This window comes from Sphingomonas sp. SORGH_AS_0879 (assembly GCF_030819175.1).
Taxonomy (GTDB): Bacteria; Pseudomonadota; Alphaproteobacteria; order Sphingomonadales; family Sphingomonadaceae; genus Sphingomonas.
This window is the reverse complement of sequence record NZ_JAUTBJ010000002.1, coordinates 4,151,794-4,160,015: the sequence shown is the minus strand read 5'-3', so window position 1 is coordinate 4,160,015 and position 8,222 is coordinate 4,151,794. Positions and strand designations below refer to the sequence as shown.

The 8,222-nt window shown below is 60.0% G+C and carries 7 protein-coding genes; all 7 read left to right on the top strand.

From position 1 onward, the window contains the following. Positions 1 to 77: 77 nt before the first annotated feature. Positions 78 to 611 (top strand): T6SS immunity protein Tdi1 domain-containing protein, encoded by a 534-nt coding sequence (locus tag QE379_RS19370; protein ID WP_307002967.1) that lies wholly within the window; start codon positions 78 to 80, stop codon positions 609 to 611. Positions 612 to 972: 361 nt separating this feature from the next. After that, a complete protein-coding gene (locus QE379_RS19365) occupies positions 973 to 2,826 on the top strand; it encodes a hypothetical protein (RefSeq protein ID WP_307002965.1) in 1,854 nt (617 codons plus the stop codon). A gap of 13 nt (positions 2,827 to 2,839) precedes the next feature. Then, positions 2,840 to 3,253, top strand: a complete 414-nt coding sequence (locus QE379_RS19360) for a hypothetical protein (protein ID WP_307002963.1) — start codon at positions 2,840 to 2,842, stop codon at positions 3,251 to 3,253. Between the two features lie 41 nt (positions 3,254 to 3,294). Beyond that, on the top strand, positions 3,295 to 6,009 hold the full coding sequence (locus QE379_RS19355; protein WP_307003309.1) for a hemagglutinin repeat-containing protein: 2,715 nt from the start codon (positions 3,295 to 3,297) through the stop codon (positions 6,007 to 6,009). Next, complete coding sequence (locus QE379_RS19350) at positions 6,006 to 6,389, top strand: hypothetical protein (protein ID WP_307002961.1); 384 nt, start codon at positions 6,006 to 6,008, stop codon at positions 6,387 to 6,389. The genes QE379_RS19355 and QE379_RS19350 overlap by 4 nt, the downstream gene beginning before the upstream one ends. 174 nt (positions 6,390 to 6,563) lie before the next feature. Next, positions 6,564 to 6,812: a hypothetical protein gene (locus QE379_RS19345; protein WP_307002959.1), complete on the top strand. Its 249-nt coding sequence runs from the start codon at positions 6,564 to 6,566 to the stop codon at positions 6,810 to 6,812. A gap of 268 nt (positions 6,813 to 7,080) precedes the next feature. Then, positions 7,081 to 8,166, top strand: a complete 1,086-nt coding sequence (locus QE379_RS19340; RefSeq protein ID WP_307002958.1) for a hypothetical protein — start codon at positions 7,081 to 7,083, stop codon at positions 8,164 to 8,166. Positions 8,167 to 8,222 lie beyond the last annotated feature (56 nt).

Sequence of the window (8,222 nt, the reverse complement as noted above, 5' to 3'; positions counted from 1 at the left end):
CGAAGTTTTCCAAAAAAGCGTTCTCTAGGGATGCTGCCCTTTCGATTGGGAACACCGGCAGTGTAGCTCATTTTGAGATGGCCGATTGGAACAACCTTTTCGATCGCTTCGGCGGGACTTCTTTCGAGAATGGTCTCTACAGGGTGATCCGGGCATCGGATGTCGGCGAGTGGAATGCCCGGGTCGCGGCCGCCTTCCCTGAGTTTAGCGAGAGGATAACCTGCTTCGGATTTGACTGGCTTGGCCGTGTATTTGCCGTTGACCCTAAACGATCCGAGGGCGGCCAGTCTGGCGTAATTATGTTTGAGCCCGGCACTGGAGAAGCGTTGGAAATCCCGTGCAATATCGGCTCATTCCACGACGAGGAAATCATCGAATATGGGGATGCGGCACTAGCGAGCGACTTCCACAAAAGATGGTCCGCGAATGGTGGTAGCGCTCCACAATATCGGCAATGCGTCGGTTACAAAAAGCCTTTGTTCCTTGGCGGGACCGACGAACTTGGCAATTTGGAGTTGTCTGACATAGATGTTTACTGGCATCTTCTCGGACAGCTCATCCTGAAAACCAAGGGGCTGCCGCCGGGGGTCCCAGTGCGCGTTAACGTGTGAAAACGGATTTTAAGAGTGGCACAATATGAAGTGCATCGCTCCATTTGTTGGATAACATATTGTTTGCGCATGGTTTTTCGACAAGATTGATGGCGCCATGGGAAAGTTTACGGTGTCATCGTGGTGTTGGGTGGGCTGTAGGGCTCTGTAATTACGGCATCCTCTACGGCTTGCGGGGGGAGCTATGCTTACTCCTCGCCGCGCGCGGCGAGGTTGAGGCTCTTGATTGCGCAGGCCATGTGGGCCTCGACCATCGTCGATGGCGATACCGAGACGGCGGGCGATGCGATCGTAGGGCAGATATACCGGACAGGCCGAGAAGCTACACGAGGCCTATGGCCCGGGGAGCACGGTGCGTCTGGTGGCGACGGCGGTATCGGGCGCGGCGGGCGGCGATGCGACGGGCTCGCTGAGCGGTCTGGTGCAGGCCTCGGCGGTGAACGTGCTGCAGGGTCTGGCGACGCAGCAGGTGAAGGCGCTGGCGGACGGCTTGGGCGGCAGCACGGCGGAGAACAGCGCGGCGCGTGCGGCGTTGCAGGCGGTGGTGGGCTGTGCGGGCCAGGCGGCGGGCGGCACGGGGGACTGCTCGGCGGGGGCGATGGGCGCGGCTTCGGCGGTGGTGCTGAACCAGTTGCTGAAGAGCGGCCCGACGCCGTCGACGGACAAGGACGGCCAGCCGCTGAGCCAGTCGGCAGGCCAGGCGCGCGACGCGCTGGTGTCGACGCTGGTGGCGGCGGTGGCGTCGGGCGCGGGGCTGGACGCCGCGAGCGCGACCGTGGCCGCGCGGATCGAGACGCAGAATAACGCGACCGTGACGCCGCTCGGTCGCTACGGACCGGACAATAAGCCGGGCCTGCCGGTCGCGGATGTCTACGAGCATGATCCCGCCTTCCGCGCCGCGGTGAAAGCGCTAGGTGGCTTGGAGGCATATGAGGCGGTCACGAAGTGCGTACGGGCCGGTCCGTTTTGTCCGACGACGCCAGCCCAGCAAGCCGCGCTGACCGCCTATTCGCAGGGCAGTGACCGGCTGGAAGGCCAGGCGCGGATCGATGCGTGGTTGTGCAGCGGCGAGACGCCGCTGCTGTGCGGGGTCCAGGCGGTCAACGCGTTCAACCAGACCCCGCTGGGCGTGCGGCTGGTGGGCGGAATGCAGGCTCTGGGCGGTGCGGGGCAGGCGGTCAGCGGCACGATCATGGCTTATGGCGGTGCCTCAACCTGCGTGGCGACCGCCGGCGCGGGGTGCGTCGTCGCGACGCTGGGTGGTGTCAATCTCGGGCTGGGACTGGACAACGCGCGCACGGGCTTCCTGTCTCTCCGAGACGGCACGCCGTCCCCAACTCTAGGCGGACGTGTCATATCAACCGTCTCGGGCGCATCGCTGGAAACGTCCGAGGCCATCTATGGTCAGGCGAACCTGGCGGTCGGTCTGGTGACATCCGGCGTGACGATCGGGCGCGGAAGTGTCCCGGCGGCCACGTCTTCGGCTGGCGCACAGGGAGAAAAGGCGGTCGCCAACGCGCTGGCGTCGGCGGAGATGCCGGAGACCGCGACGACGCAGGCAGCGCTTGAGGCGACGCTGCCCAAGGGTGAAACCCAGGTCGTGTTGGAGAAGGCTTCCACCGTGGCAACGGTGGAAGAGAGTCTTACGAAGACGCCAACCAGAGGTAAACCTTTGGACTCCGGTTCGGTCAGCGGAGGAAGTGTCGCTTGGGCACAGGCTGACTTAGATGCGCCGTTTACGACTTATGGTTTGGAAATTGATCCCATGAGCATTCCGCAAGGTCAGAAGCTTATTCAATCCATACATCTTAGTAACCCTAGTTTGGATGAATCTCTTATTAGGCGTTATGCAAGGGACTATATAAAATCAGGTTCAACTATTCCAAATCCTGTTGAGATTAAGTCAGGTGTAAATTTGGTCAAGATTGTACCAAAAGGTCAGGTCCCAAGTCCTTATACAGGATACTGGATGTCTTCGTCGGAATTAAAGGCACTTCAAAATAATAATTCTGAAATAGGAGCTAAGCTTGGGTTGCCTTTAGGCTCGCAAACTGGTGATTATGATATTTATCAGATAACGGCGAAATCTGATGTAACTGTGTTCGAAAGTAAGGTGGCGCCGACACAGCAAGGTAGTGTTAAGCAAGTTGGCGGTGCTACGCAAACTATCGTTCCAAACAGGAAAATGTTTTCTGATCCTGTAAAAATAAATTAAGTAGGAATGGAGCATGATAAAAAAAGTAAAAATCGATAAGAATATGAGACTTGCTGAGATAGACAAAAAAAAACTTGCTAAGGCAGCAGCTTCCTTGAAATATTATATTGAAAATTGCGATGAAGTAGAATCAAAGAAGTTTAAGTATCATGAAAGGCTTGATGGCATTCTAAGTCAGGCTCTTTCATTCGATTTAGAAGTTCCATTTCTGAAAGATGTATATAGTGTTAGATTAATGATGGAAGGAATTGAGCCAATGCTGCCGATGGAATTTGACAAACTGTATTCGAAATTTATAATTCTTGCTGGCGCAAGCCCTGCTGATTACAGTCTGTCGACATATGAAGATGGCGTTTATCAGCCCGGAAAGTATCGCGTGGTCGATGATGACGGTACGGCATACGAGATTTGCTGGTTCGAAGACTAAATTGTAAGTCACGGCCAAATTAGCGCTCCAATTAATATGAAATACCGTCCTCTGCGACGGAGACGGACGGTCGGAGCGGGAGTGCGAAGAGTTCGGGCTTTTCGCTGGGTGTGTCGGCGGATCTGGGGCTGAACAAGGGCGGGCTGGGCCTGTCGGGTCCGAAGGCGACGGTGAGCCTGTCGTCGTCGAAGAGCAGCTATGACGGGACCGAGGTCACGCATGTCGAGACGCTGCTGGACGCGGGCGGCACGGCACGGCTGACGACGCCGGGAGCGCTGTCGCTGGAGGGGGCGCTGGTATCGGGCGATCGGGTGCGCGTGGATGCGGGCAGCCTGTCGATCGCGAGCCTTCAGGACATGGCGAGCTATCGGTCGAAGTCGAGCAGCGGTTCGCTGGGGGCGAGCGTGGGGCTGACCCCCGGCGGGCAGGTGTCGGTCAGCGGCCATGTCTCGCAGGGTAGCCAGACGGGGGACTTCGCCAGCGTGGGCGAGCAGTCGGGGCTCTACGCCGGTGACGGGGGCTTTGCGATCCGGGTGGGCGGCGACACGGTGCTGAAGGGCGCGGTGATCGCGAGCACGGCGGAGGCGTCGAGCAACAGCCTGGTGACGGGCACGCTGGAGGCGCAGGACATTGCGAACCGCGAGCAGTGGAGCGCGGACCAGGTGTCGCTGGGCGGGGGCATCGGCGGGATCGGGATGGATCGCGGGGGCGCTGCGACGGCGACCGGTGGGACGGCGCTGCCGGGTGTATCGGTGGCGGGTGTGGGGACGGTGACGGCGACGCCGCCGATGGCCTTGTCGGCGGGGGGCTCGCAGTCGGGGACGACACGCTCGGCGATCGGGGCGGGGACGATCGAGGTCACGGGCGACGCGGCGAGCCGGTCGGTGGCGGCGACGATCTCGCGCGACACGGGCACGGCCAATGACGGGGCGCTGATCCGCCAGTTCACCGATGCGAAGCGGGCGGGGGTGGCGCAGGGCTTCCAGGCGGCGCAGGTGCTGGCGACGGAGACGAGCGCGTTCTTCGCGTCCAGGGCGCGCGAGGAGGACCGGCTGAAGGCGCAGGCCGAAGAGGCCAGGCAGCGCGGTGATGCGCAGGCTGCGGACAGCTATACCAGACAGGCGGAGCAGCTTCACGAGGCCTATGGCCCGGGGAGCGCGGCGCGTCTGGTGGCGACGGCGGTGTCGGGGGCGGCGGGCGGCGATGCGACGGGCTCGCTGGGCGGTCTGGTGCAGGCCTCGGCAGTGAACGTGCTGCAGGGACTGGCGACGCAGCAGGTGAAGGCGCTGGCGGACGAACTGGGCGGCAGCGCGGCGGAGAACAGCGCGGCGCGCGCGGCGTTGCAGGCGGTGGTGGGCTGTGCGGGCCAGGCGGCGGGCGGCACGGGGGACTGTTCGGCGGGGGCGATGGGGGCGGCCTCGGCGGTGGTGCTGAACCAGCTGCTGAAGAGCGGCCCGACGCCCTCGACGGACAAGGACGGCCAGCCGCTGAGCCAGTCGGCAGGCCAGGCACGCGATGCGCTGGTGTCGACGCTGGTGGCGGCGGTGGCGTCGGGCGCGGGGCTGGACGCCGCGAGCGCGACCCTGGCCGCGCGGATCGAGACGCAGAACAACTCGACCGTGACGCCGCTCGGTCGCTACGGACCGGATACTCCCGAGCGTCTGCACTTCGAGGATGTCTACGAGTACGATCCCGCCTTCCGCGCAGCGGTGAAAGCGGTCGGTGGCCGGGAAGCATTCGAAGAGGCGGTGAAGTGCGCGAGGTCTCCCGACTCTTGCGCGACCACTGCTATACAGAAAGCGGCGCTGGATGCCTTCACGCTCGGCGCGAACCGGCTGGAAGGCCAGGCGCGGATCGATGCGTGGTTGTGCAGCGGCGAGACGCCGTTGCTGTGCGGGGTCCAGGCGGTCAACGCGTTCAACCAGACCCCGCTGGGCGTGCGGCTGGTGGGCGGAATGCAGGCTCTGGGCGGTGCGGGGCAGGCGGTCAGCGGCACGATCATGGCTTATGGCGGTGCCTCAACCTGCGTGGCGACCGCCGGCGCGGGGTGCGTCGTCGCGACGCTGGGTGGTGTCAATCTCGGGCTGGGACTGGACAACGCGCACACGGGCTTCCTGTCTCTCCGAGACGGCACGCCGTCCCCAACTCTAGGCGGACGTGTCATATCAACCGTCTCGGGCGCATCGCTGGAAACGTCCGAGGCCATCTACGGCCAGATCAACCTCGCCGTCGGCCTGGGCACGATGGCGGCGGAGTCCGCCCTGGGTCAGGCCACGGCGCGCGCCGGGCCGAAGGTGTCGAGCCTTAACAATACCGCAAGTACTGTTGGCGGCACCGTGATACCCGAAGTCACGGCTACTGCCGAAGTTGGTGGTAGTGTATTTAAAGACGTAAATCAGAATGCTAGAAATATTGTGGAAGCCGATGCTTCGCGGCCTACTATCATCGCGGATCGCGTCGCCGACAAGATCGCTAAGAATGGTTATAAATTACCGAATGGAAATATGGCTGATGCCCACGCCGAAATTGGCGCTATACAACAAGCGTTTGATGCAGGGAAAACGCAAGGTCAATCGATGAATATGACTGTCTCAGGTAAAGATGTTTGTGGATTTTGCCGGGGTGACATTGCTGCGGCAGCGGATAAGGCTGGCCTGAAATCACTGACAATCAACGCTATTGATAATGACACCCTTCTTCCTAAAAAATATATATGGAATCCAGGTATGAAATCCATTCAGGAGGAAAAAAAGTGACTACACTAGGGGGGTATTATTTCGAAAATGGAAATAGGGTGCAATTGGAATTTATAAAGAATCCAGAAATTAGCCAGGTTGATGAAGCTTTTAAAAAATGTATGAATTCAGGAATAGTATCAATTAAAAAATATATCGGAGAAAATGGCGAAGTATCTCTTACTATTACTTGCTATCAGAAAACATTCATGCCGATATGTGGTTATGAAGCAGATGAAGATTATGTGATTATCACTCTGCACGATGAGACACTTCCGGACAAATTGATAGATTTGTTAGGAGAAAAATATCCAGAGAGAGCAACTACGAAAGATCAGTTAGTGGTTCGCAGTATATATGTAGAATTCTTGGCAGGAAAATTGCCAAGCCAACTTTCATGATCGAATGTAAACAAATTTTAGCGTTGGCACCACTTGCTCCTGAAGCCGAATGGGCAGGTCAACGAAAGGTATACGAGCTTGATCATATGGAACCAATTGGAAAAGGTGGAATATTTATGACATGAACAACATAATTATAAAAACTCCATATAACCATATTAGAGGCAAATAGAAATGAATGACGCAGATTATCTAAAGATTTTACTGCGCAGATTTACTGATGTTCCTAAAGATGAAGAAGACATGTGCTTGTCAAATGAAATATGCAGATTAAGTCCGGATCCAAAATGGTCAGACTATATCTTCTATTCGCACGAATTTGTTAATAGCAATGGCAACATTGATATTGACCGTTTGGTAGATAAGCTTATGGCATTTAAGCTTGTGCCTATGCCTGGCTGGTCAAAAGATAAGATATCATAGCTAAAGTATTATTAGCTCAGGGGATGCGGGTTGTTGCCGCTGCACTAGTGAGTCAACGCAAAGATTATGCGCAGACAATGATGGAGAGGTGGCTTGGGAGTCCCGGCACACGTCGCCGATATCAGCAGGTTTACGACTATATCCAGCAAGTAGCCTGAGTTTCTTGGGTAGCGCTAATGTAACCAGCGCCCGTCATATGCCTACTGTTTAAATGACCGATGCGATGATCGGCGCGTACTTAGTTGCCGCGACCGGCGTGTAACTGTCCGTGCGCTCGGCGATCGGGGCGGGGACGATCGAGGTTACGGGCGACGCGGCGAGCCGGTCGGTGGCGGCGACGATCTCGCGCGACACGGGGGCGGCCAATGACGGGGCGCTGATCCGCCAGTTCACCGATGCGACGCGGGCGGAGGTGGCGCAGGGTTTCCAGGCGGCGCAGGTTCTGGTGACGGAGACGAGCGCGTTCTTCGCGTCCAGGGCGCGCGAGGAGGACCGGCTGAAGGCGCAGGCTGAAGAGGCCAGGCAGCGCGGTGATGCGCAGGCTGCGGACGACTATACCAGACAGGCGGAGAAGCTTCACGAGGCCTATGGCCCGGGGAGCACGGCGCGTCTGGTGGCGACGGCGGTATCGGGCGCTGCGGGCGGCGATGCGACGGGCTCGCTGGGCGGTCTGGTGCAGGCCTCGGCGGTGAACGTGCTGCAGGGTCTGGCGACGCAGCAGGTGAAGGCGCTGGCGGACGAACTGGGCGGCAGCGCGGCGGAGAACAGCGCGGCGCGTGCGGCGCTACAGGCGGTGGTGGGCTGCGCGGGCCAGGCGGCGGGCGGCACGGGGAACTGCTCGGCGGGGGCGATGGGGGCGGCCTCGGCGGTGGTGCTGAACCAGTTGCTGAAGAGCGGCCCGACGCCGTCGACGGACAAGGACGGCCAGCCGTTGAGCCAGTCGGCAGGCCAGGCGCGCGATGCGCTGGTGTCGACGCTGGTGGCGGCGGTGGCGTCGGGCGCGGGGCTGGATGCCGCGAGCGCGACCGTGGCCGCGCGGATCGAGACGCAGAATAACGCGACCGTGACGCCGCTCGGTCGCTACGGCCCGGATACTCCCGAGCGTCTGCATTTCGAGGATGTCTACGAGTACGATCCCGCCTTCCGCGCAGCGGTGAAAGCGGTCGGCGGCCGGGAAGCATTCGAGGAGGCGGTGAAGGGCGCGAGGTCTCCCGCCTCTTGCGTGACCACAGCTCTACAGAAAGCGGCGCTGGATGACGAAGAGCTATTCGGAGGTGCTGATCGACGGTGCCTCGACGCTGGCGGGGATCGGTGGCGCGGCCTTCGGGATCGGCAAGTCGTCCGGGTCGCATGATGTCGAGGCTGGCGGAACAGGGCGCCCGTCCGGACATGAGGGAAGCTGTGCGTCCG

Excerpts from the sequence above, each read along its gene's own strand:
- QE379_RS19370 (WP_307002967.1), top strand. The coding sequence starts at position 78 with ATGGCCGATTGGAACAACCTTTTCGATCGCTTCGGCGGGACTTCTTTC.
- QE379_RS19360 (WP_307002963.1), top strand. The coding sequence starts at position 2,840 with ATGATAAAAAAAGTAAAAATCGATAAGAATATGAGACTTGCTGAGATA.
- QE379_RS19345 (WP_307002959.1), top strand. The coding sequence starts at position 6,564 with ATGAATGACGCAGATTATCTAAAGATTTTACTGCGCAGATTTACTGAT.